This window comes from Lactobacillus helveticus DSM 20075 = CGMCC 1.1877, assembly GCF_000160855.1.
Lineage (GTDB): Bacteria > Bacillota > Bacilli > Lactobacillales > Lactobacillaceae > Lactobacillus > Lactobacillus helveticus.
Window position 1 is genome coordinate 46425 of sequence record NZ_GG700755.1, and the last position, 21484, is coordinate 67908.

A 21484-nucleotide genomic window follows, 5' to 3' on the forward strand; every position below is an offset into this window, starting at 1 on the left:
GTAGAAGTCATGGGCTTTTTTTATTGTTATGAAATTACAATTCTCATAGTTTTATTCATTGCACTTGCAAGTTTAGAAAGCGTTTTGGTACTCGTACTGTATCCACGTTCAATACGAGCCACTGTACTTTGAGGTACCCCAGCTTTTTCAGCCAGTTCACGTTGCGTTAAGCCTGCATCTTCTCTAGCCTTTAAAAGTGCAACTGAGCTACTAAACTGAGCCATATCTTTTTCAAATGCTTTTTTAAATTCAGGATTTTTCATTTTTTCTTGAATTACATCATCAATACTCTTACTCATAATTTTTCCTTTCATAATATTCATTTCTTATATCATGAGCATGCTTATTTTCTCGAAGAGGCATCTTTTTAGTTGTTTTTGAAAAACCATGCGTAATTACGTACTTACCATCATCTACGTGAAAGTACAAGCCTCTCATCCGTTTATTAGAGAATCTAGCCCTAAGTTCAAAAATATCTGAATCAATCACTCCTATCCAATGTTGCTGAACAGCGACACTTATACCATTAAGCTCTACTTGCTTAATAAGTGATAACAATTTTGCCTGTTCCTTAACTGTCAATGAATTCAAATACTCATAAAATTCATTATGCCCGTTTAAACGCTCATACATTTCAAATTTTAGCTTTTTTGCACATTATTTCCTTTCTCTGATAGCAAATATACTATCAGATTCATATACATAAGAATTAAAATTTACCTCCCACTATTTATTACGCAAAAAAATTTTTTAGAGAAATTAAAAAAAGACGAGAAATTACTCAATGTAACTTCTCGTCTTCTTATCTAAATTGATATTTTATTTTTTCTTTAATTGATCTAAGTGTTCCTTGATCTTATCAGCAGCTGTTTCAAGTTTTTCTTTTTCTTCTGAAGTAAGCTTCAATTCAATTTCTTCTTCAATCCCATCACGGCCAATAATTGCTGGATAGCCAATGTAAGTCTTATATTCTGGATTATACACTGAAACAGGACAGTATAAACGTGCGTCGCTAAATACTGCTTTTACCAAGCGAACTGCACAGGTAGCAATCGCATAACTAGTGTAGCCTTTACCGTTGGCTACGATAAATGAGTTCTTGTTTGATTGTTCACTGATCTTTTCTTGTTCTTCTTCACCAAATAATTGGAAAGCAATCTTATTGTTAACTCTAATTGTTGACCAAGCAGTAAATTGTGAAGAACCATGTTCACCCAAAACAAAACCTTCTACGTTGCGTGGATCTTGTCCTAATTTTTCACCAATGATTCTTTGTACTCTTGCAGTATCAAGGAAAGTACCAGTACCGAAGACACGATTCTTCTTTAAGCCAGTAGTTTCTTGCAAAATTTGAGTAATTGCATCACAAGGATTAGAAATATTAATCAATACTCCATGGAAGCCAGATTCTTTGATATCTGCTCCAACTTCCCTAGCATTTTTAGCATTTAATTCAAATTCGCCAAAACGATCGCCGGTCTTAACTGAAGCTGCAATATCACCAAAAGCAGTAATAATAATATCAGCATCTTCAAGACCATCCCAGTCTTGTTTTCTTACATTAACATAAGTATCATTTCTAGCTAATGTATCGTGCAAATCATTGTATTCAGCATTTACTTTATCTTCATTTTTATCGATTAAAATTAAATCATCTACCATGCCATGAGTAAACAAAGTATATGCAACAGTTGCACCAACATGACCCATTCCGATAATTCCTACTGTTCTCATTTTTTAAAACCTTCTTTCTAACAAAAAAGGGAGGTAGTTTTACCTAACTCCTCTTCTCAATTATTATGCTTCAACATTGTTAATTACAACGTCAAATTGACCACCAGGAGTGGTAATTGATACAGTTTCACCCTTCTTCTTGCCCAAAAGTGCTTGTGCAATTGGTGAATCATTTGAGATCTTGCCATTCAATGGGTCAGACTCATCACTACCTACAATAGTATAGGTTTCAGCATCATCTGTACCAACTTCAGTATAGGTAACAGTCTTGCCAACTGAAACTTCATTAGGATCAACACTGTCAGCATCAACAACTTGTGCATACTTAAGCATGTCTTCTATTTGAGCAATTCTGTCTTCTACGTGACTTTGTTCATCCTTAGCTGCATCGTATTCAGAGTTTTCTGATAAGTCACCGAATGAACGAGCAACCTTAATACGTTCAATAACTTCTGGACGCTTAACTAACTTTAAATTCTTTAATTCTGCTTGAAGTTTTTCTTTACCTTCAGCAGTCATTGGATAAGATTTTTCAGGCATATTATTTTAACTCCTCAGAAATTAAATTCTCTTTGCATTGATCAATGATATTGGTTTACACCACTAAAGTCAACCTTTAACGTACTTTAATATCGAGATCGTTTTCAAGACCTGCTCTGATCTTGTCCATTGCATTATTTACGACCTTATCAGTTAAAGTATCTTTTCTATTCAAGAAGGTTAAATTGTAAGCTAAACTCTTCTTGCCAACTTCAATGTGACTACCCTCGTAAACATCAATCACCTTAAGGGCAGTTAAATACTTACCAGCATTAGATTTAATGACATTTTCAACTTCTTGGTTAGTTACATCTTTGTTAACTAACAATGAAAGGTCACGTTCAATTGCTGGGAACTTAGGAGCTGGAGTTGCAGTCATTCCCTTAGTAAGCATTGGAATAATCACATCTAAGTTAATTTCATAACCATAAAGTTCTGAACCGCGAAGAGCCTTGTCAGCAAAAGTTACTGCATGAGCAATCATACCGATCATACCAACATATTGCTTATCAATATAAATAGCAGCGGTTCTAGTTGGGTGCATCCCCTCAATACCTTCAGCCTTATAAACTACCTTTTCTGGGTTAATACCAATTGCAGTGAACAAGTTGGTTAATTGTCCCTTTACAAAGTAGAAGTCCACCTTTTGAGTCAAGTGTTGCCAGTTTTCTGCAAAAGTATTGCCTGAATATAAGGCTGCTAAGTGTTCATGTTCATTAAATGTTCCACCATCATGATCATAAACACGACCTTGTTCAAACAATGCCAATTGAGTTTGCTTTCTAGCAAAGTTGTAGCTAGCCGCATCAACCAAACCAGTCATCAAGTTTTCACGCATAGCGGAGCGACTTGAGTTAAGTGGCAGTTGAACCTTGACTAAGTCCTTAGGATCCTTAGTGTAACGAACTGCCTTTTCTGGTGAAGTTAATGAGTAAGAAATAGCTTCCATCAAGCCTTGTCCTTCGACAATAGCTTTCATGCGACGCATCATTTCTTCTTTTTCTGAGTAACCACCGTGAGTTTCAGCCAAAAGTGGTTGAGTTGACTTCAAGTTATCGTAACCATAAATACGACCAACTTCTTCCACTAAGTCAGCTGGAATAGCAATATCCCATCTTCTATTTGGAACATGAACTGCAATATCATCACCATCATGTTCAACCATGAAGCCTAAACGATCAAAGATCTTAATCATGTCCTTAGCACTAATTTCAGTACCTAACACATGATTAATGTATGAAACAGTAGTCTTAACTACAACTGGCTTACGTTTAGTATCAGTAGCCTTAATAATACCTTCATCTACAGTTGCATTTGCATCGTTTCTAAGCAAAAGTGCTGCCATGTTAATTGCGTTTTCAGTTGCATCCCAGTTAACGCCTTTTTCATAGCGGCTAGAAGCTTCTGTACGGTTTGCATGACGAAGAGCAGCTTTTCTTACTAAAGTTGGATCAAAAATTGCAGATTCCAAAATTACATCAGTAGTTTCAGCAGTAATTTCTGAGTTAAGACCGCCCATGACACCAGCCATCATAACTGGCTTTTCACCATCAGTAATAACGATATCATTAGGATCAAGGTCTACTTCTTTTTCATTTAATAAAGTAAGCTTTTCACCCTTATTAGCCAATCTAACTTCAAACTTACCATTTGCAAAAGTCTTTGCATCATAAGCATGCATTGGTTGACCAGTTAAAAGCATGATGTAATTAGTTACATCAACCACATTGTTAATTGGACGAATACCTGCGTTCCAAAGACGTCTTTGCATCCAAAGTGGTGATGGTTGAATCTTAACACCAGTTAATTTACGTAAGTAAAACTTAGGTGCTAATTTTTCGTCAACTTTGACATCAAGAGTATCTGTCCAATCTGGGCCATCTTCTTTTAAGACAACATCTTCTACCTTAGGCTTTTGATCAACAATTGCACCAACTTCATAAGCTGAACCTTCCATACTTAAAGTATCAGCACGGTTAGGAGTAATATCGAAGTCTAAAATGTAGTCGTCCATTCCAAGAGCTTCATAAATATCTTGACCTGGCTTGACATCTGCATCCTCTGGGAAGACATAAATACCGTTTGCAAATTCTTCTGGTACAACACTGTCACTAAAGCCAATTTCTTGCAAGCCACAGATCATACCATAACTTTCCATGCCGCGGATCTTGCCCTTCTTGATCTTTTCATTGCCAGCAATGCGAGCACCGTGAAGAGCAATGATAACCAACTCACCAGCAGCCACATTAGGTGCACCACAAACAATTTGAAGTGGTTCGTCTTCACCAACATCAACGTGAGTTAAATGTAAGTGAGTACCTTCAACGCCTTTACAATCAAGCACCTTACCGACAACTAGCTTTTTAAGTCCTTCTTCTGGGTGCTTAACATCAGCAATTTCAACACCAGTACGGGTAATCTTTTCAGCTAAGTCGTGAGGATCTTGATCTAAATTAAGAAAATCTTGTAACCAATTGTATGAAACTAACATAAATTAATTTTCCTCCTTGCGGAATTGCTTCAAGAAACGAACATCGTTAGTGTAGAAATCACGAATATCGTCAATACCGTACTTCAAAATTGCAAAACGGTCTAATCCTAAACCGAAGGCAAAACCACCGTAAACAGTTGAATCAACACCAGCGTTTTCTAATACGTTAGGATGAACCATACCGGCACCTAATACTTCGATCCAACCAGTGTATTTACAAATTGGACAACCTTTACCATCACAGTTAAAGCAAGATACGTCCATTTCAACTGATGGTTCAGTGAATGGGAAGTAACTTGGACGAAGACGAGTAGCTCTATCTTGACCGAAGACGTGCTTGGCAATCATTTCAAGAGTACCCTTTAAATCGCTCATTGTGACGTTCTTATCTACTACCAAGCCTTCCATTTGCATGAATTGGTGTGAGTGAGTAGCATCGTCATCATCACGACGGTATACCTTACCTGGACCAACCATCTTAAGAGGACTCTTAGAAAAATCATGCTTTTCCAACACTCTGGCTTGGTCACCTGAAGTTTGAGTTCTAAGCAAGTCTTCACCATCAATATAGAAAGTAGCTTGCATATCACGTGCTGGGTGATCTTTTGGCAAGTTCATCATTTCAAAACAGTAGTGATCAGTTTCAATTTCGGGACCTTGCACTACTTTATAACCCATACCGATGAAGTAGCTTTCCAAATCATCCAAAATAATATTGATTGGATGCTTTGAACCTAAATGTCCTTCACGCCCTGGTAAAGTAACATCAATTTTTTCGTCTTCAAGCTTCTTAGATAAAACTGCCTTAACAATTTTCGCCTTAGTAGTGTCTAATTGCTTGTTAAATAAATCGCGTAGTTCATTAACCTTTTGCCCTACTTCACGTCTATTTTCTGGGGCAACATCACGCATAGAGTGCAAAATCTTAGTTAATTCACCCTTACGTCCAACTAATTCAACTCTGACTTTATTCAAAGTCTGTTCATCAGTAGCCTTTTTGATTTCTGCAAGACCTTGCTCATGAAGCTCTTTTAACTTATCAAATAAGTCCATTAATTCTTTCCTTTCAAAACAAAAAAGCTCCGTCCATCAATAGGGACGAAGCGTCGCGGTACCACCCTAGTTTGGGCATTCTATGCCCACACTCAAGTTTTCGTTAACGGTGAAATACCGGAATTGATTAGATTCTACTCCCAAGATGAAATTCACAATTAACTATTCTACCTTCTCTTTCAGCTTATCAAAGAAGACTCTCTGTTCAGATAATTAACTGTTACTAGTCTTGATCTCAGTAATTAACTATTATGATATTTCTTTTTGCTTATTCTTGCAAGTCCTTAGGCCCATTTATCGGCCCAATTATGTACTTGATCAAAGACTGGTTTAAGTTCTGCCCCTTTTCAAGTTAAACCATAGGAAATAATTCCTGTATCTTTATCAACACTTCTTCTAACGATATCATCTTTTTCAAGTTCTTTAAGTCGTTCTACCAAAACTCGATCTGAACATGCCTCAATGCAGCGAGCAAGGTCCTTAAAACGCATATCTTCTGTATCACATAAAGAACTAATAATTAAGCCATTCCATTTTTTGCCGATTATTTGAAAAGCATTGATAAAGTGACCACACAATTCGTAGTCTTCAGGTTTGCAAGGAGCGCTCTCCTTTTTTTCTTTGACTTCTTGCATAAGTAAATCCTCCATAACCATATAATTTCAACAAAGATATTAACATATATTATATTTTTGTTTTACCCTCACATAAATTATTATAAAAAATCTACTTACTAAATACAAGTACTATACAAAGTGATAAATCATAATTCCTGCTGCTACAGCCGCATTGAGTGATTCCGCCTTACCCTTAATTGGAATATACAATTTTTCATCGCTCAAACTAGCAATTGTAGAACTAACGCCATGAGCTTCGTTACCAATAATTAAAGCAAGTTGCGGTACCTTTTCAAAATCAGGTAATTGCTTGGCAGTTTTGTCTAACATACTTGCATAAACTGGGATAGCCGCATCCTGAAAATCAGTGATAACGTCAGCTAAATCACGCTTAATTAAATCAATGTGGAATTGACTGCCTTGCATTGCTCGTTGAGTTTTAGGATTATATAAATCTGCACTTTCTGGTGACAAAACTACCCCATCAAAACCTGCCGCATCAGCTGTTCTAATGATAGTTCCGACATTACCTGGGTCTGCTAGATTATCAAGTAAAACCCACTTACCATAATTAAATGGAAATTCACGTGGTTGATCAATTTTTAGTACCATAAAAATTTCTTGTGAATTCTTGGTACTGCTTAAGTGACGTGCAATTGCTTTATTGATCAAAATGACATTTTTACCACTTAAGTCGACATCATAATCTTCTTCTGCCTTGTCGAGAGCTTCTTCAGTACCCAATAAATATTGGTACTTTTGGCCAGATTTAATAGCTTCATCAAACAAATGAAAGCCCTCAATTAAGTAGCGGCCTTCTTCATCACGATACTTCTTTTGCTTTAACTTAGCTAACTTCTTTACCGTTGCATTATTGACTGAACTGATTTGTTGCATATTTTTCTCCCTCTTTGATTCTCACTATATTATAGAGGATAATTGAACATGGTAAAATTAAAGATGATATTGATTGAAAAAACGAGAGGAAAATACTATGGAAACAAGAAAATTAACTGTCTCTGGTTTAGTACAAAGAGTTGGCTTTCGCTGGAGTACTATGGCACTAGCAAATAAAATGAACATCCCTGGCACTGTTAAAAATAATTCGGATGGCACTGTTACTATTTACTTGCAAAGTACTCCCGATAAAATAGATCATTTTATTGAAAAATTGCCATCTGCCTCAGGATTCGCTCATATTGAAAATATTGATCAAGAATCTGTCCAAAATGTAGAACAAATGCATGATTTTCATGTATTATATTAGAGATGCATATTTTATTTACTATAGAAACTAAGTGGTGATTTATTTAATGAAGAAAATCAAAAAATATACAGGAGTCTTAGCACTTTTAGTCGTTGCTGCTCTTGTATTAAGTGCTTGTGGCGCTACAAACAATCCTAATGTTGCGCCTCATAGTGGTATTTATGGTTGGGTTTACCAATGGTTAGGCCGACCATTGCAAAATATCATGATTCACACGGCTCATATGGTCGGCGGCGATAACAGTGCAGGTTGGGGTATTGTGATTATTACCGTTGTCGTTCGTTTAATCTTGATGCCTTTAATGCTTGTTCAACAAAACAAGAGTGTGCGTCAACAAGAAAAGATGGCTCGTTTGCAACCACAAATGAAATTAATCCAAGCTGCAATGAAGCACAAAGGCATTACTCCTGAGCAGCAAATGACCTTGTCAGGTTGGCAAAGAGAACTTTATTCTAAGAATGAGATGTCATTAACTGGCGGAATTGGCTGTTTACCATTGATCATCCAACTGCCAATTATGTGGGGTATTTATCAAGCGGTATTCTACTCACCGCAATTGGCTCATTCAACATTCTTTGGCATTTCACTTAGTCAAAAATCTGTTGTCTTAGCTATTATTGCGACTATCTTTACTGTGATCCAAGGATACATTTCATTAATTGGTATTCCTGAAGAACAAAAGAAGACCATGCAATCAATGATGATCTTCAACCCAATTATGACTTTATTCTTCAGTTTATCCTTCTCTGGTGCTTTGGCATTATACTGGGCCGCTGGTAACCTAGTTATGATCATTCAACAAGTTATCGTTACCTTTATCCTTACACCAAGCGTTAAGAAGCACATAGCTGATGAATTAAAGGATAAGCCTGTCGAAGTTGTAGTTACTAAAGAAAAGGTTGCTGATTTGTTTAACACTAATTCTGGTAATAGTACTACTAGTCAAGCAAAGAAGGAATTACACCAAGACTTGCGCAACCGCAATAAGGGTAAACAAAAACATAAATAATAAAATTTAGTCAGGATTTTTCCTGGCTTTTTGATAAAGGAAAAACTATGGATAGCCAAGAATTACTTAGCTTATTAGACAAACACGACGTTACCTATCAGGCATTCACCCACCCTGCGGTCTCAACCTCCAAAGAAGCTGATCAATATTTAAAAGATGAGACTTTTGTCAAATGTAAAAATCTTTTTATCAAGACACGAGATAAAAAATCATACTTTTTAGTAATGCTTCCCGAAAACAAAAAAATAGATTGGAAGAAGGCGCAGAAAGAATTATTTACTTCTAGTTTAACCATGGCCGATGAAGATGAATTAATGGAGAAATTAAAGGTAAAAAGAGGTTTAGTATCTCCGTTCAGCCTTTTAAATGATGAGACCAATACAATTCCGTTGGTCATTGATCAAGAAGCTATGGAAGAAAATAATTTTGTGGGTGTGCATCCTAATGACAATACCAAAACGATCAGCTTGCAATGGATCGATTTGGCACGTATTTTGAGTAGCTATGGGCATCTGGTTGAAGAAAGATCGTTTTAGATAGAAAAAAGGCAGTTCGATTGAACTGTCTTTTCATTATTCTAAATTACTCTTTGGCAATTCAGAATTTTCATTTAATTTCTTCAACTTAGCAGCCTTCTTTTTAGAAATAAGTGGGAAGGTCAACTTAAATTGACTTCCTTGTCCTTCAACAGACTCTACGCTAATTTCACCATGATAACTATCTACCAATTTATGGGCAATAGACAAGCCTAAGCCATTGCCGCCTTTTTCACGAGTTCTTGCCTTATCGACACGATAGAATCGATTGAAGATCTTCTTTTGGTCTTCCTTAGAAATACCCTCACCAAAGTCTTGAACAATAATGTTAACTTCTTTTTTAGTTAAACCAGCAGAAACATTAATTTGCTTAAGATTAGTCGAATATTTAATCGCATTATCAATCAAAATCACTAGCAATTGTTCCAAATGGCCGTGATATATTTGAATTTCAGTATCTTGAGGTAAATCATCCTCATCAAGTCGAATTTCAAAATCAGGATGAACCATGGCCAAATCTGCCACCACTCGTTTAACCGTATCATAGACATTCGTTACTTCATGTGGATACTGCACATCAATTTGTTCAGCTCTAGTCAAATCAAGCATTTCCTGAATCAAGTGCTTCATCCTATCTGCTTCTTGCAATGAGGCCTTAATTGACTCATCTAAAATCTGTGGATCATCTTTACCCCAACGTTCAAGCATATTCAAATGTCCCTCAATTACAGCCACAGGAGTCCGCAATTCGTGTGAGACATCCCCCACAAATTGCTTCTGTTGTTCAATATAGCTCTGCATCCTATCAAGCATTTGATTAATTGAAGTAGCTAAATTCTCTAATTCATCATCACGATTTAATTCTTTAATTCTTGCTCCACTATTAGGATCGGCATTGACCTCCTGGGCCACTTTAGACATTCGTTTAATCGGCTTAACAACATTGAATACCAAAATATATGACGTCACTACAAACACGACAATTGCAATAATCGAGATTGCAACCATCGAATGCAATAAGTTCTTCATCAAGCTATTGTAGTAGGTCATATTGTTAGAAACTACAATGTATCCCGTCAACTTATTATTTACAGATGAATAAACCTTTTGGTACGTCAACAAAATTTGATGTCCATTGCGTTTAACCAGTTCGTTTTTTGATACTTCTTTAAAAGATTTAAACTTAGGAGTTACATTTCCATTAGTAAAAACAATTTCACCGTGTTTATTATAAACGGCCGAGTTAATATCTGGATTAGAAATAGAAGCAATCAAATTATCACTAAATGCATTATTAGTACTATCTTTGTCACTAATCGCTGGTTCTCCCTTTAAAATTCGCCTGGTAGCTGGCGAAAGAGACGGTATTACATTTGATATCTCCAATTCATCAGGAATAGAACTTAATGTTCTATTCAGCGTAGTAACCACATTTAATGACATTTCCTCTTGTTGATCTAATGACTGACGACTAACAATTTGATAAACAACAACAGAAAATATGACAAAAGAGACCGTAATCGTTAAAGCAACGATACTTACCCATCGCACAATTAGCGATGAATGTTTGGTCTCTTTATTCTTATTCTTGGTCATCGTCTTCATCTCTTACCATATAACCGATACCACGAACCGTCTTAATGTAAGATGGTTGTCCTGGAACATCGATTTTATTACGCAAGTAACGAACATAAACTTCTACAACGTTAGTTTCAATATTAGATTCTGGGCCCCAGATCTTGTTAAGCAATTGATCACGACTAACAACATTATTTTTATTTTCGATTAAAGTCATCAATAAGTTGTATTCACGCTTAGTTAAATCAATTGCCTTGCCATCTCCACGGTGAACAATACGGTTGGCAGTTTCGATTGTTAAATTCTTAAATTTTACAATCTTTTGCTTAGCAACGGTAACCCTAGAAGCATCTTTTTCGATCTTTACCCGGCGTAAAACAGCACGCAAACGAGCAAGAAGTTCTTCAATTGCAAATGGTTTAACAATATAATCATCTGCACCATGGTCCAAACCAGAAACACGATCAATAACAGAGTCGCGTGCGGTCATCATAATGATAGGAGTAGTCTTTACCTGACGAACACGACGAGCAATTTCTAATCCATTCAAGTCAGGCAACATTAAATCAAGCAGGATTGCATCAAAGTCTTGATTAAGAGCATCTTCAAGTCCTTTACGACCATTATTTTCTACTACAGTTTCATAATTCTCGTGTTGTAATTCCAACTCCACAAAACGAGCTAAATTTTTTTCATCTTCAATAATTAAAATTTTTGCCATGTTAATTCAATTCCTCATCGATCAATTTGGTTCTTTAAATACTAACAAATATATTAAAAAATGTTTTTATAATTAAAGGATACTTTAAAAGTGACCTTAAAACAAGATAAAAAACAATCAAAGCTAAAATTCTTTGATCGTTTTCAAGCCATTTAGATAATTTTACTTTTTCTTATTATTTTCATTGTTATCAAACAAAACCTTTAATTTTGCAAATGCTGGATTTACTTGATTCTTCTTTCCTTCTTCAAATGCTGATTCAGAAACGACTTCCCAACCTTGACCCTCAGGATAGATATTCTTTTCCTTTTCTTCTGGCGTCAAGATAGTGGTCGGAATATTAAGTAACATATTATCTTCAATTGCTGTCTGTAAATCAATTACATCATTATCAATTTTAACAATCGTATCATTATCTTCAAGTTCTTCTTTAGTCGGTTTACGATCAATATAATTTTCTGTAAAAGTAAAATCTTCATGATACTTCACCGGTTGCAAGCTTCGACTTGATGGAACTACTAAATCAGACGTAACATGAAAATTACCAGTTACAAAGGTCTCCTGATAAAATAGATCTCCAGAAACATACACGTTCTTGGCATCAATTAAGAGATCTTTACTTCTCTTAAAAAATTCTGGTCGCATTTCTACATCACGTTCAATGTGTGTCAATGGCTCAGAACTATTTCTTATTTTAGAAAAACTAAGTTCTAACATATTACACCTCAATTGGTCGTTGACCAAAGTTTTGATCAACACCCATTATTTGTTCAAATAAACGATCTGTTCTAACTTGTAAAGCGAGCGAACCGCTTTTAGCGCTGCGCTTATCTACTTTAGAGATAATCTCAGTTTGAAAATCTTTTCTATTCTTCTTTAAATATTGACGTCCAGTTTTACTAAAACCTAACAGCATCAGAGATTCTTCGTTGAAGCTAGCAATCATATCATCTTGAGTAACATTCAACAAAGTATAAAGACTCAATCTACGCAAACGAGAATACGTGTATCGCTTAGACTTAATCCTACGTAAAAATTCAGTGAAATCACGTGACAAATGGATTTCTTGTTTCATTTTATACTCTAAGCCTTCACTCATTTGATAAATTTGTCTTAAATCATCAATTGAAGAAGATTCAATTCGATATTTTAAAAATGGATACAGCAAATTCCAATTAGGATAAATTTCTTGCTTACTCAATTCAATTGCTTCCGCTTTAGGCACCCAATATTTTAAATTGCTTGTATCTTCACCATGAAGCAACAAATTTCTAATAGCACTGGCGCTTTGAACTACGCCATTTCGCTGTAAAAGATCATCATGTCCAGCCCCAATTCTATTGACGGGATGCAGCTTCAATGGTGAACCTAAATTATGATTAGCTACTGCATAAGCCAAACCTAAGATTGCATTAGGCTGATTAACTTCATGACCTACCTCACGAGCTACCATCTGATTATACTGGGTCGAATATGTTTGACTATAATCCTTAAAATCCATGTGATTTTGAGGAATTTCAGCAATCTTACTACCCAAATATGCAAAATTCAAGTTAGCATTTTCAACACCAAAAACAAGATCTGTTACGCCTAGTTTAGCTAATTGCTCAATATTGCCTAATGAAAATAAGTCAGCTGGTTCCACCGCAGTTGAAAAAGGCGTTTCAAAGACCAAATCTGCACCAGATTGAAGTGCCACTTTAGCCCGTTGACACTTACTCATAATTGCCATTTCTCCACGCTGCACATAGTTACCAGACATTACGACCACAATTGGATCATTGCCAGCAATCAACCGTGCCTGATTTAACAAGAATTCATGACCACTATGAAAAGGATTAAATTCTGCAATAATCCCGACAACGCTCATTTTTATTAATCTTCCTTTAATTCAACTTGTTTACCATTAGCCCATAATTTTTCAAGGTTATAAAATTCACGAGCTTCTTTGGTAAAGACATTAACAACTACATCACCCAAGTCAAGCAAAAGCCAGTTTGAATCTCTAGTACCTTCAATACGGTAATCAGTATATTCATTTTCATGTGCTGCTTCTACGATTGAATTAACAATAGCATGAAGTTGACGGTTAGAACCTGCACTGGTAATTACATAATAATCGGCTAAGATGCTAATACCACGCATATCATAAGCTTCAGTATCTTCACCGTGACGATCACTAATTGCTTTAGTTGTAAAATCCAAAATTTCTTTACTAGTCAAATTCTTTCTCCTTTATATAAACTATTTTGTACTCCAAACGTTATAAGCTGCTAGAGTACGTGGATAAACTTTATTTCTTTGTTCAATTAAAAAACTTAGAGTATGAGCTAATTGATAACCTACTCCTTTATCTAAGTTGGCATAGGTTATTTTTCTTGCTTCATCAACACCTGGAAAATCACGACCAGGTTCAATAAAGTCCGCCATAAAGACAATTTTATCTAAGGTGGTCATCTCTACATCCCCAGTAGTATGACGACGAATAGCCATCAAAATTTCAGGATCTCGGATCTTTAAATCGCGCTCAACAAAGTACGTGCCAACAATTCCGTGCCAAATTGCTCGATTCCAATTTAGTAAATCAGGATCAAAATCTTGATCCTTAATTACTTTAACATATTCTTCTACAGGCACCTGCTTTGCGTAATCATGAACAAAACCAGCAAGTGCTGCCTTATCTTCATCATAATTATTCAGCTTAGATAACTTACGTGAAGTCTCGCTAACTCGAACACAGTGCTGAAATCTTTTATCATCCATATTTGCTTTTTCTTTAGCAATAATTTCAGCACTAGATAATGGTGAATATGTCTTTTTAAAAATTAGTTTCGTCAAGATAAAGCCCCTTTTCCACAATATATTTTCTAACTGCTTCAGGTACTAAATATCTAATTGAAGTGCCAGTAGCTACTGAACGACGAATGGCTGTTGAGCTCAATTGAATATCAGGTGCATCAACCCAAATCATTGGGTACTGCGGATTCTGCGGATAACCTGGGCGACGAATACCTACCAAAGTAACTAATTTAGCTAAGGTAGATGCTTCTTTCCAAGTATGGAAACTATTTACCTGATCGCTACCCATAATTAAATAATAATTATTCTGAGGTGCTTTTTCCTTTAGATAACGCATCGTATCAACAGTATATGAAACACCGCCACGGAATAATTCCAATAGCTTGACCCTAAACTTAGGATTGTCTTTTGTAGCCAAATCAAGCATAGTTGCACGATCTTTAGCCGAAGTCAGCGGTGCATTCTTATGTGGTGGAATATTATCTGGAATAAACCACACTTCATCTAAACGCAACTTGGTCATTACCTGTTCTGTAGCTACCAAATGGGCAATATGGACTGGATTAAAAGTACCACCCATAATTCCAATTTGACGTCCTCTACCATTTTCTTGCTCTAACTCAGCTTTTTCCTTAACAGTTGGTGCTTCTTTTTCAATACACTTTGGATTAACCATACGCAAACCTCTAAATTAATGCACGACGAATACCTAACCCAATACCATCTGGAGTATATGTTTTAACTAAACAGCCTTTTGGCACAGTCACAAAACCAATGCCTCCGAATAAGAGATCGCTCTTAAATTCGGTCTTAAATTCCTTGCCTTTAAGTGGAGCCATTTGATCATCCGGAGATGGAGGAGCCAATAACTCGCCTTTATGTTTTTCATAAAACGCATCCGCATTGGTAGTCTTAGTACGATGAACATACATATTGCGTGCTACATAAACCGTAAAACTAGTTGATTCACCCTTAAGATAATCAATTCTTCCTAGCCCTGCCAAAAATAAAGTATTGCCTGGCAAAAGTTGGTAAGTTGCTGGCTTCAATGGCTTTTTAGGTGAAATCAACTCCAAATCTTTTGCATTTAAATGTGTAGCTAATTGATTGTCGGTCATAATTCCCGGAGTATCAATCAAAAAGTGTCCATTTTCAAGTGGAATTTCAATTTGATCCAATGTGGTACCTGGGAAACGTGACGTTGTGATTAGATTTTGAATATCACCCATCATATCAATGATCGCATTAATTAAAGTTGACTTACCAACATTAGTCGTCCCTACAAAGTAGACATCTTTATCTTGAGACTGATCATTAATATATGAAATCAAACTTTCTAAATTTAATTTCTTCTTGGCAGAAACTAAGAAAATATCTTTAGGATAAAGCCCCATACGGTTGGCTTCTTGTCTCATCCAATCCTTAATTTTGCTTTGTTTAGAATTTTTAGGGAAAAGATCGAATTTATTTCCAACAAGAATAAAATCGTTGTTTCCCACAAAACGCTTTAAAGATGATAACAAGGAATTTGAAAAGTCGAATAGATCAACAACATTGACGATTAAAGCCTTCTTTTCAGCTAATGAATTAAGCAAAGCTAGAAAATCATCATTATTCAAATCTACCGGCATAATCTCGTTATAGTGACGCAATTTGAAGCAACGTTGACAATAAACATCTGTATTTTCTTCATTTTTTGCTTTTTCAAGAGCACCCTTAGGCAGATAACCCGCTTTTTGTGGGTCATCAGATTGAAGAACCGCTCCGCAGCCAATACAAATAATATCCTCATCCATTTTGTAAATTCTCCTTAAAAGTTACTCGGTGTGATAAACCAAGAAAGAAATAGATAATCTTTTCAAAAAAGCGATTAATTCGCGTATTCCATTTATCAGTTTCTACTAATGGTTTTACTAAAACAGTTTCAACTCCTGCTAAATTTCCAGCTTGCATATCAGTAATAAGCTGATCACCAACCATCATTACTTGATCTTTAGCTAACTTCATTTCTTCGCGTTTGCGCGTAATTGCAAAAGGCAATGGCTTACGAGATTTAGCAATGAAATCAATATGATATGGATTCAGCACTTTACCTACTCGCTTAGCATTGTTATTAGAAATAACCACCAATTTAATACCAGCTTTAGCAAGTTTTTTATTAAAATTATCCATCTCTTTAGCAGTTTCAAATTTATTCCATGCAAGCAATGTATTATCTAAATCTGAAAAAACTGCTTTTATTCCCATTTCATTCAATTTGACGGGATCCAAATTATAAATTGTATTTATTGTATATTTTGGTCTAAATAACATAAAAATTCTCCATTTTCTCTCATTCTCTATAATATCAAAAATGGAGTTGCATTAGAAATTTTTGTTTCATTAATATCGAAAAATAATATTTTAGCGAAAAAAATAGAGATCAGGACTATCTCCTAATCTCTATTTCTAATGATAATTAGTTCAATGCCTTCTTAGCAGTTTCTGCTAATTGTGCAAAAGTCTTTGAATCGTTGTAAGCAATATCAGCTAACATCTTACGGTTCATGTCAACACCAGCTAACTTTAAGCCGTGCATTAACTTAGAATATGAAATATCATTTTGTCTTGCAGCTGCGTTAATACGAGCAATCCATAACTTTCTGAATTCGCTCTTACGTCTTCTACGGTCGCGGAATGCGTACTTGTATGAAACGAATAATTGAGTGCTTGCAGCCTTAAATTGCATGTGCTTTGCGCCGCGGTAACCCTTGGCAAGCTTCATGACCTTCTTACGACGTTTACGTGTTACAATTCCACCTTTAACTCTTGGCATTTAAAATTCCTCCTACTATAGTCAGTCTATCAAGAACTAATAATTAGTGCATTTGAGCAAGCATTTGCTTGATACGCTTTATGTCGCTACGTGAAACCATAGCAGCCTTTCTCAAGTGACGACGTTGCTTCTTAGTCTTACCATGGAAACGGTGACCAGTAAATGCGTGGTGACGCTTTAAACCACCATTTGCAGTTCTCTTAAAACGCTTAGCAGAAGCGCGGTGTGTTTTCATCTTTGGCATATTCCTATTTCCTCCAATTAACTACTTTTTCTTTTTGTCCTTATCACTCTTAGGTGCTAACATCAAGAACATTGAACGGCCTTCCATCTTAGGCTTACTGATAACATTAGCAATATCTGAAGTTGCTTCAGCCATCTTTTCAAGAACTTGTTGACCTAATTCCTTGTGAGTGATGGCACGACCTCTAAAACGAATTGATACACGGACCTTAGCTCCTTCTTTAGAAATGAACTTACAAACATGCTTCAATTTAGTTTCAAAGTCGTTGCCTTCAATAGTTGGACTCAAACGAATTTCTTTGACACTAACTGTATTGGACTTTTTACGGGATTCTTTAAGTTTCTTCTGTTGTTCGAAACGATATTTACCGTAGTCCATGATACGTGCTACAGGTGGTTTAGCATTAGGTGAAATAAGAACTAAATCTAAACCAGCATCACTTGCTTTATGTAAAGCTTCGTTCTTAGATACAACACCAACTTGCTGACCATCTTCATCAATTAAACGAACTTCGCGTGCACGAATTCTTTCGTTTAAGATTAAACTTCTTGGTATGATTATTCACCTCCGTGTTAATTTGAGGACAAGAAAAAGGCGGGATAAGTATCACCCGCCTCTAATCAACAGAAATTATCGATCAGCCCAGAGGTTAACTTAACTTAGGCGAGAAGCGGGAGCTTCTTCTTGTTCTCAACTAGGTGTATTATACGCGTTTAAACTACTCGCGTCAACACATGATGTGCAATTATTTAGTTACATCAAAAACATAGTTATCAGGATAGAATTGCATTCTATATGCCCGATATACATAAGTCATGTCCTTAGCACTATTAGTAATTGTCAAATTGAATACTTGATTTCCATGTGCATCAACTTCAATTATGTTACTCTCTTTACCCTTGTTTTTAAAGCCAAAATTGATTAAAGTGTTGCCATTCTTCAAGCGTTGCGCATAACCAATAACTTCGGTAAAGTTTTGTTTACCCAAATTCTTACCGTAGCTCCAAACTTGTTTGATCGTCTTTTTCTTCGTATCGATTTGATATTCTGTAGCAGCAGAGAACTTGCCACTTTGCTTCTTATCACCATTAGTTACAGCAATATTATTATCATAAAGCAGAATATCTAATTTGCTTCCCGTTTCTTTTAATAAGTAAACTCCATGTTGACCACCTGGGTATTTTGTTCCCTTGCTTGGTTTTAAGAGATACTTATGGAATGAACTAGGCCATTCTTTAGTTGGCTTGCTAATAAAAATCCAATTAATTTTCTTAGTTTGATAGTTCATTGACCAAATAATATCTTGATTACGTGCAGATAGCAAAATGTTGCCTGTTTTCGCATCATAATCAATTGTATTAATATGGAGCCAATCCATTAGTCCTAATCCACTACTGGTATTATCGTTAGCCTTGATCTTACTCTTTTTGTACATTGATTCTGGGAAAATTTTCTTAAAATCAATTACTTTAACGATCTTACCAGTATTAGGATTAAGCTCAGCAATTGTGTCTTCTACATACTTGCTATCATCATCAACAGTTAATAGCCAATTACCATTAGGCACTTCTGCCACGTCATGGTGAACTAATGATAAGCCAGCAGTTTCGGCATAGCTACCACCTAAAGTCTTATCAAAACTAAATTCACGATATACGCGTCCAAAATAGTCGGTTTCAACTAACATATTGTATTTTTCATCGCTAGATTTGATCTTATTGAATAATAAAATATGACCATTATTCAACTGTTCAAAAATATGCTCATTCCAGCGCAAATAGTACCAACGTACTTCGCCATCACCATCGACAGCAAAAGTTTGTTTAGTAGTTCTATTTAAAACGGTCAACTCATTTGAACCTAAATTCATCTTAGCCTTATCTTTGACAGTGACTTTAATTGGAAAGCTTCTAATCCATTTAGGTAATTTAGCCGTTTTAATTTTAAAAGTCTTGGTCTGTTGATTTCCAGATTGATCCGTCATCGTTACTTCAACAGAATTATCGTAACCAGCATACAAACCTACGATTGGTACTTAGTGATTGGTTTGATAACCCTTCACTTCATTTTTAATGGTAGTGTTGGCACTTTTTCCAATTACCCGGTAACTAATTTTGGTAGGTTGATCTGTATGAAAAATCATTAGTGCTGTTAATGGCGAATTTTCATAAGGATTAACCTTAATTCCCAAGAATATTGTTGACCCCGTACAATATCCGCATATTTGGCAGTTAAGGCATCATTACTTGAACTTACTACTTTCTTAACACCTAAATTTTTAATAATTTGACTATCACTGAACTTAGTCTTTTTTGCATTGCCATTTTTCTTCTGTGCTAAAACTGTTTTCGATTGTTCATGCAACATCCCAACAGGCGTCGTCAACATTAACGAGCCCATTGCGAGTGCAAGTAAAATTTTATTACTTTTCACCAAAATTTTTCCTTTAAAATAAACCCATCAAGTTTATTCTAATATTCGTATATTACAAAATATTAACAGAGAAATGACTTAAGAAATAATTTAACGCTTATTCTTTCTCGCTTTCTTGCACAAACTCCACTAAATTAATATTTGGATATTTTTCTTTAATTTGCTTTACTAATGCCTTCTTCTTTTTAGCAGAAATGTTTTTCTTTAACTCAATCAAAGTAATTTGCTTATTCTTATTATCACTAACTGCTGTAACAGAAGAAATTGCAGGAGACAATTTTTCAATTTCTTGATTATGCTTTTCTTGTTCTTGCTGTCTTTCTTCATTCGCCCGTTCTTGCTCACGTTGACGCTGATTAAGAATATTATTTACTTGTCTATCTAATTGGTTCTCTGCGTTAGGATTTACTTGCGCCACTTGAACAATATTAAGTGAGTATCCTTTTAAATTATATTCTGCCAAATTAGCTTTAGCAGCTTGAATTTTTTTAGCGTTAATCTTTTTACCAGAAACAGTCAAATTAATAGTTTTCTCTTGCGAATCAACATTTTCTTTAATTAGATCAACATCGCCCAATTCATGAGCAACTAGATTTTGCACATTTTGATCGACTAAAGTCTTGTTTACCATGTGACCAGCAGAAAGAATACTTGGAATAATCAAGATAATTACTACTAAGACTATTCCAGTTTCTTTTAAAGTTGGTTTGCGAAAGAAACTAAGTCCAGGCTGACCCGCAGAATGACTTAGCCACTTCATAATCTTTACACCCAAAAATGCTGTTAAGGTGATGAATACGCAGTTAATTAAAAATAGATAACCTGATCCCAAAAAGTACTTAAGATTGCCCGCTGCAATCGAATATCCCACTGTACAAAGTGGTGGCATCAAAGCTGTAGCAATTGCTACACCAGGAACAATATTGTTTGCATCTTTTTTACGAGCACCGATAATTCCAGCACTGCCACCAAAGAAAGCAATCATTACATCCCAAATAGTAGGTGAAGTACGGGCAATAATTTCCTGGCTAGCATAAGTCAACGGAGAAAAATGAAAATAAATCGTCGATGCAACTAAACTAATAACGATTTCTGCTAACAGTGAGATAGCACCTTTACGCAAAATATTTGTGTTATAAAGCGCTAGTCCTGTACCAATTGCCAAAAGTGGGCCCATTAAAGGTGAAATGAGCATCGCCCCAATAATTGTTGCCGTTGAATTTACGTTTAACCCAATACTGGCAATAAAGATCGCACAAGTTAAAATAATTAAACTTTCTATATTTAAAGTACCATCTTCACTAATTTTGGTAAGAAATTGTGGGCTTAAATAGTTTTTTCTACTCATTTTTTCTTATTTAATCTCATAATTATTTTCTGACAAAATTTTTATAGCTGAATCAAAATTATTATCTTTAACTAAAATATAATCAGTATTAAAAGTTGATACAGCAAAAATAGAAATACCATTATTAGCTAATAATTGCGCAATTTTAGCTAAAATTCCAATTAATAAAAAATCTAATTGTCCTTCTATTTTGAATGCACGCCAACCATCTTCCCGATTAATCGTTTTGCTTGGAGCATTTTTAGTTTCGCAGACTAAAGATAATTCTTCATCAGTCTTGGCAAAAAAAATAAAAATCA

At 35.4% G+C, this 21484-nt stretch carries 26 protein-coding genes, 2 pseudogenes and 2 other annotated features; of the genes and pseudogenes, 3 read left to right on the forward strand and 25 right to left on the reverse strand.

The window, feature by feature from the left end; genetic code table 11:
• Positions 1–26: 26 nt before the first annotated feature.
• The 8 genes and pseudogenes from HMPREF0518_RS05915 to HMPREF0518_RS05950 all read right to left on the reverse strand — a co-directional run bounded on the left by HMPREF0518_RS05915 (position 27) and on the right by HMPREF0518_RS05950 (position 7332).
• Positions 27–299 (reverse strand): helix-turn-helix domain-containing protein, encoded by a 273-nt coding sequence (locus tag HMPREF0518_RS05915; RefSeq protein WP_012212107.1) that lies wholly within the window; start codon positions 297–299, stop codon positions 27–29.
• Entirely contained in the window at positions 292–633 is a 342-nt protein-coding gene (locus HMPREF0518_RS05920; protein ID WP_003627089.1) for a type II toxin-antitoxin system RelE/ParE family toxin, read from the reverse strand. Before HMPREF0518_RS05920 ends, HMPREF0518_RS05915 begins: the two co-directional genes overlap by 8 nt.
• Before the next feature lie 186 nt (positions 634–819).
• Positions 820–1734, reverse strand: coding sequence for an L-lactate dehydrogenase (locus tag HMPREF0518_RS05925; RefSeq protein WP_003627090.1), 915 nt, complete (start codon positions 1732–1734; stop codon positions 820–822).
• Positions 1735–1797: 63 nt separating this feature from the next.
• Positions 1798–2274, reverse strand: a complete 477-nt coding sequence (greA, locus tag HMPREF0518_RS05930; RefSeq protein WP_003627091.1) for a transcription elongation factor GreA — start codon at positions 2272–2274, stop codon at positions 1798–1800.
• A 76-nt stretch (positions 2275–2350) separates the two neighbouring features.
• Positions 2351–4765: a phenylalanine--tRNA ligase subunit beta gene (gene pheT / locus HMPREF0518_RS05935; RefSeq protein ID WP_003627092.1), complete on the reverse strand. Its 2415-nt coding sequence runs from the start codon at positions 4763–4765 to the stop codon at positions 2351–2353.
• 3 nt (positions 4766–4768) lie between these two features.
• Positions 4769–5818 (reverse strand): phenylalanine--tRNA ligase subunit alpha, encoded by a 1050-nt coding sequence (gene pheS, locus HMPREF0518_RS05940; protein ID WP_003627093.1) that lies wholly within the window; start codon positions 5816–5818, stop codon positions 4769–4771.
• A 38-nt stretch (positions 5819–5856) separates the two neighbouring features.
• Positions 5857–6064 (reverse strand) — a binding site (T-box leader).
• A gap of 38 nt (positions 6065–6102) precedes the next feature.
• Positions 6103–6453, reverse strand: a pseudogene (locus HMPREF0518_RS05945) (winged helix-turn-helix transcriptional regulator).
• Positions 6454–6564: 111 nt separating this feature from the next.
• Positions 6565–7332: a TrmH family RNA methyltransferase gene (locus HMPREF0518_RS05950; protein ID WP_003627096.1), complete on the reverse strand. Its 768-nt coding sequence runs from the start codon at positions 7330–7332 to the stop codon at positions 6565–6567.
• A 97-nt stretch (positions 7333–7429) separates the two neighbouring features.
• On the opposite strand from HMPREF0518_RS05950, the gene HMPREF0518_RS05955 reads away from it, so the two are divergent.
• The 3 genes from HMPREF0518_RS05955 to HMPREF0518_RS05965 are packed head-to-tail and all read left to right on the forward strand — an operon-like array spanning position 7430 to position 9247.
• Positions 7430–7702 (forward strand): acylphosphatase, encoded by a 273-nt coding sequence (locus HMPREF0518_RS05955; protein ID WP_003627098.1) that lies wholly within the window; start codon positions 7430–7432, stop codon positions 7700–7702.
• Positions 7703–7748: 46 nt separating this feature from the next.
• Positions 7749–8711 carry a membrane protein insertase YidC gene (yidC, locus tag HMPREF0518_RS05960; protein ID WP_003627100.1) on the forward strand — a complete coding sequence of 321 codons (963 nt, stop codon included), beginning with the start codon at positions 7749–7751 and terminating at the stop codon, positions 8709–8711.
• 47 nt (positions 8712–8758) lie between these two features.
• Complete coding sequence (locus HMPREF0518_RS05965) at positions 8759–9247, forward strand: YbaK/EbsC family protein (RefSeq protein ID WP_003627102.1); 489 nt, start codon at positions 8759–8761, stop codon at positions 9245–9247.
• Between the two features lie 36 nt (positions 9248–9283).
• On the opposite strand, the gene HMPREF0518_RS05970 is transcribed toward HMPREF0518_RS05965, so the two are convergent.
• The 17 genes and pseudogenes from HMPREF0518_RS05970 to HMPREF0518_RS06045 all read right to left on the reverse strand — a co-directional run.
• The gene (locus tag HMPREF0518_RS05970) at positions 9284–10852 is read right to left on the reverse strand and encodes a HAMP domain-containing sensor histidine kinase (RefSeq protein WP_012212117.1); all 1569 of its coding nucleotides are present in this window, start codon (positions 10850–10852) and stop codon (positions 9284–9286) included.
• Positions 10830–11546, reverse strand: a complete 717-nt coding sequence (locus HMPREF0518_RS05975; RefSeq protein WP_003627105.1) for a response regulator transcription factor — start codon at positions 11544–11546, stop codon at positions 10830–10832. Before HMPREF0518_RS05975 ends, HMPREF0518_RS05970 begins: the two co-directional genes overlap by 23 nt.
• Before the next feature lie 162 nt (positions 11547–11708).
• Positions 11709–12263, reverse strand: coding sequence for a DUF177 domain-containing protein (locus HMPREF0518_RS05980; protein ID WP_003627108.1), 555 nt, complete (start codon positions 12261–12263; stop codon positions 11709–11711).
• A gap of 1 nt (position 12264) precedes the next feature.
• Positions 12265–13416: a nucleotidyltransferase gene (locus HMPREF0518_RS05985; RefSeq protein ID WP_003627109.1), complete on the reverse strand. Its 1152-nt coding sequence runs from the start codon at positions 13414–13416 to the stop codon at positions 12265–12267.
• Positions 13417–13421: 5 nt separating this feature from the next.
• Positions 13422–13769, reverse strand: a complete 348-nt coding sequence (gene rsfS / locus HMPREF0518_RS05990) for a ribosome silencing factor (RefSeq protein WP_003627111.1) — start codon at positions 13767–13769, stop codon at positions 13422–13424.
• Between the two features lie 21 nt (positions 13770–13790).
• Positions 13791–14384 carry a bis(5'-nucleosyl)-tetraphosphatase (symmetrical) YqeK gene (gene yqeK / locus HMPREF0518_RS05995; protein WP_003627112.1) on the reverse strand — a complete coding sequence of 198 codons (594 nt, stop codon included), beginning with the start codon at positions 14382–14384 and terminating at the stop codon, positions 13791–13793.
• The gene (locus HMPREF0518_RS06000) at positions 14365–15021 is read right to left on the reverse strand and encodes a nicotinate-nucleotide adenylyltransferase (RefSeq protein WP_003627113.1); all 657 of its coding nucleotides are present in this window, start codon (positions 15019–15021) and stop codon (positions 14365–14367) included. Before HMPREF0518_RS06000 ends, yqeK begins: the two co-directional genes overlap by 20 nt.
• 10 nt (positions 15022–15031) lie before the next feature.
• A complete protein-coding gene (yqeH, locus tag HMPREF0518_RS06005) occupies positions 15032–16141 on the reverse strand; it encodes a ribosome biogenesis GTPase YqeH (RefSeq protein ID WP_003627114.1) in 1110 nt (369 codons plus the stop codon).
• Positions 16134–16658, reverse strand: a complete 525-nt coding sequence (locus HMPREF0518_RS06010; RefSeq protein WP_003627115.1) for a YqeG family HAD IIIA-type phosphatase — start codon at positions 16656–16658, stop codon at positions 16134–16136. Before HMPREF0518_RS06010 ends, yqeH begins: the two co-directional genes overlap by 8 nt.
• Positions 16659–16803: 145 nt before the next feature.
• Entirely contained in the window at positions 16804–17160 is a 357-nt protein-coding gene (rplT, locus tag HMPREF0518_RS06015; protein WP_003627118.1) for a 50S ribosomal protein L20, read from the reverse strand.
• Positions 17161–17203: 43 nt separating this feature from the next.
• Positions 17204–17404: a 50S ribosomal protein L35 gene (gene rpmI / locus HMPREF0518_RS06020; RefSeq protein WP_003627120.1), complete on the reverse strand. Its 201-nt coding sequence runs from the start codon at positions 17402–17404 to the stop codon at positions 17204–17206.
• Between the two features lie 21 nt (positions 17405–17425).
• Positions 17426–17959 (reverse strand): translation initiation factor IF-3, encoded by a 534-nt coding sequence (gene infC / locus HMPREF0518_RS06025; RefSeq protein WP_080543081.1) that lies wholly within the window; start codon positions 17957–17959, stop codon positions 17426–17428.
• 25 nt (positions 17960–17984) lie between these two features.
• Positions 17985–18096: a sequence feature (ribosomal protein L20 leader region), on the reverse strand.
• Between the two features lie 53 nt (positions 18097–18149).
• The gene (locus HMPREF0518_RS06030) at positions 18150–19388 is read right to left on the reverse strand and encodes an aryl-sulfate sulfotransferase (RefSeq protein ID WP_003627124.1); all 1239 of its coding nucleotides are present in this window, start codon (positions 19386–19388) and stop codon (positions 18150–18152) included.
• A gap of 6 nt (positions 19389–19394) precedes the next feature.
• Positions 19395–19547, reverse strand: a pseudogene (locus tag HMPREF0518_RS10780) (aryl-sulfate sulfotransferase N-terminal domain-containing protein); the annotation flags it as partial.
• Positions 19548–19555: 8 nt separating this feature from the next.
• Entirely contained in the window at positions 19556–19837 is a 282-nt protein-coding gene (locus HMPREF0518_RS10785) for a hypothetical protein (RefSeq protein ID WP_003627126.1), read from the reverse strand.
• 97 nt (positions 19838–19934) lie between these two features.
• Positions 19935–21185: a DUF389 domain-containing protein gene (locus HMPREF0518_RS06040; protein WP_003627127.1), complete on the reverse strand. Its 1251-nt coding sequence runs from the start codon at positions 21183–21185 to the stop codon at positions 19935–19937.
• A gap of 6 nt (positions 21186–21191) precedes the next feature.
• Positions 21192–21484, reverse strand: a 293-nt coding sequence (locus tag HMPREF0518_RS06045) for an ACT domain-containing protein (protein WP_003627129.1), incomplete at its 5' end; no start/stop codon positions are given.

Coding starts and splice junctions, on each gene's coding strand:
- HMPREF0518_RS05915 (WP_012212107.1), bottom strand. CDS start 299: ATGAGTAAGAGTATTGATGATGTAATTCAAGAAAAAATGAAAAATCCT.
- HMPREF0518_RS05920 (WP_003627089.1), bottom strand. CDS start 633: ATGTATGAGCGTTTAAACGGGCATAATGAATTTTATGAGTATTTGAAT.
- HMPREF0518_RS05925 (WP_003627090.1), bottom strand. CDS start 1,734: ATGAGAACAGTAGGAATTATCGGAATGGGTCATGTTGGTGCAACTGTT.
- greA (WP_003627091.1), bottom strand. CDS start 2,274: ATGCCTGAAAAATCTTATCCAATGACTGCTGAAGGTAAAGAAAAACTT.
- pheT (WP_003627092.1), bottom strand. CDS start 4,765: ATGTTAGTTTCATACAATTGGTTACAAGATTTTCTTAATTTAGATCAA.
- pheS (WP_003627093.1), bottom strand. CDS start 5,818: ATGGACTTATTTGATAAGTTAAAAGAGCTTCATGAGCAAGGTCTTGCA.
- HMPREF0518_RS05950 (WP_003627096.1), bottom strand. CDS start 7,332: ATGCAACAAATCAGTTCAGTCAATAATGCAACGGTAAAGAAGTTAGCT.
- HMPREF0518_RS05955 (WP_003627098.1), top strand. CDS start 7,430: ATGGAAACAAGAAAATTAACTGTCTCTGGTTTAGTACAAAGAGTTGGC.
- yidC (WP_003627100.1), top strand. CDS start 7,749: ATGAAGAAAATCAAAAAATATACAGGAGTCTTAGCACTTTTAGTCGTT.
- HMPREF0518_RS05965 (WP_003627102.1), top strand. CDS start 8,759: ATGGATAGCCAAGAATTACTTAGCTTATTAGACAAACACGACGTTACC.
- HMPREF0518_RS05970 (WP_012212117.1), bottom strand. CDS start 10,852: ATGAAGACGATGACCAAGAATAAGAATAAAGAGACCAAACATTCATCG.
- HMPREF0518_RS05975 (WP_003627105.1), bottom strand. CDS start 11,546: ATGGCAAAAATTTTAATTATTGAAGATGAAAAAAATTTAGCTCGTTTT.
- HMPREF0518_RS05980 (WP_003627108.1), bottom strand. CDS start 12,263: ATGTTAGAACTTAGTTTTTCTAAAATAAGAAATAGTTCTGAGCCATTG.
- HMPREF0518_RS05985 (WP_003627109.1), bottom strand. CDS start 13,416: ATGAGCGTTGTCGGGATTATTGCAGAATTTAATCCTTTTCATAGTGGT.
- HMPREF0518_RS06000 (WP_003627113.1), bottom strand. CDS start 15,021: ATGGTTAATCCAAAGTGTATTGAAAAAGAAGCACCAACTGTTAAGGAA.
- yqeH (WP_003627114.1), bottom strand. CDS start 16,141: ATGGATGAGGATATTATTTGTATTGGCTGCGGAGCGGTTCTTCAATCT.
- HMPREF0518_RS06010 (WP_003627115.1), bottom strand. CDS start 16,658: ATGTTATTTAGACCAAAATATACAATAAATACAATTTATAATTTGGAT.
- rplT (WP_003627118.1), bottom strand. CDS start 17,160: ATGCCAAGAGTTAAAGGTGGAATTGTAACACGTAAACGTCGTAAGAAG.
- rpmI (WP_003627120.1), bottom strand. CDS start 17,404: ATGCCAAAGATGAAAACACACCGCGCTTCTGCTAAGCGTTTTAAGAGA.
- HMPREF0518_RS06030 (WP_003627124.1), bottom strand. CDS start 19,388: ATGACGGATCAATCTGGAAATCAACAGACCAAGACTTTTAAAATTAAA.
- HMPREF0518_RS06040 (WP_003627127.1), bottom strand. CDS start 21,185: ATGAGTAGAAAAAACTATTTAAGCCCACAATTTCTTACCAAAATTAGT.